The 843-nt window shown below is 61.7% G+C and carries 1 protein-coding gene and 1 pseudogene; one reads left to right on the forward strand and one right to left on the reverse strand.

What is annotated here, in order from left to right; translation table 11 throughout:
• A pseudogene (locus EOA24_RS39785) lies at positions 1-321 on the reverse strand (P4 alpha zinc-binding domain-containing protein); the annotation flags it as partial.
• A 137-nt stretch (positions 322-458) separates the two neighbouring features.
• Here EOA24_RS39785 and EOA24_RS39790 point away from each other — a divergent pair.
• Complete coding sequence (locus EOA24_RS39790) at positions 459-740, forward strand: DUF982 domain-containing protein (RefSeq protein ID WP_126083017.1); 282 nt, start codon at positions 459-461, stop codon at positions 738-740.
• Positions 741-843 lie beyond the last annotated feature (103 nt).

An 843-nucleotide genomic window follows, 5' to 3' on the forward strand; every position in this document is an offset into this window, starting at 1 on the left:
TTCCTGTTCCGCCTCGTCGGGTACCGGCTGGCCAAGCACGATCGAGCAGGCTTCGAGGAAATGCGCGCGACGATGCGGATCCAGCCCCTCGCAATGCGCCGCCATGCCGATGCCGTCATTGCCGCCGACGCCGCCGGCGCGGCAGTTCCATTTGTTCTTGGCGGTGTTGAAGGCGAAGGTGTCGGTGCCGCCACAATGCGGGCATGGCTGCGGGTGTTCGTGTCGCCTCCCGCTGAACTTCAGACCGAGCCTCTTGGCTGCATCGTCGATCGATACAGCACGGGCGTCTTCGACGAAGAGAGCGACTGGATCGTGCATCATTTCCGCCCCCGTTCTGGGAACGTCTTGACGCTATCGGCCGCCATCCCGATATCTTCCTCACAGCGCCGCGGGCGCCCTTCGACAACTCGGGAATTTTTGCTCTCTGGCCGCCTTGAAGCGGCCGGGCGGAGGAAGCTATGGCTGACCGCTTTGACCCACCGCTTCTGGTGGACGATGAATTCGGGCCTAGAGAAATCTGCTGCGCGATGGACGCGATCGAATTTCTTGAGGAATGGCCGATTCAACGCCGTTGCAAGCTGCACCGTTGCGCTACCGAAGCGTGTTGCGCTGCCTATGACGGACGCACATCTGTTGGTGATGCCAGAGCTGCCTTCGAAAGCTGGGCGAGGATGGCGCATATCGCGGTAACGCGACAACTCGAGGCCGTCCGGAAAGGTGGGATCTTCGAGATCTGCTGAGCGGATCAAAGCAGCGTCTCCTCGATCATCTCGGATCCTGACCGATCCCCTCGCCGCCGCGCACGAACACCCGTTGATCGCTCAACAACCCTCGCACCTGTTG

This window comes from Mesorhizobium sp. M2A.F.Ca.ET.039.01.1.1 (genome assembly GCF_003998035.1).
Classification (GTDB): Bacteria; Pseudomonadota; Alphaproteobacteria; order Rhizobiales; family Rhizobiaceae; genus Mesorhizobium.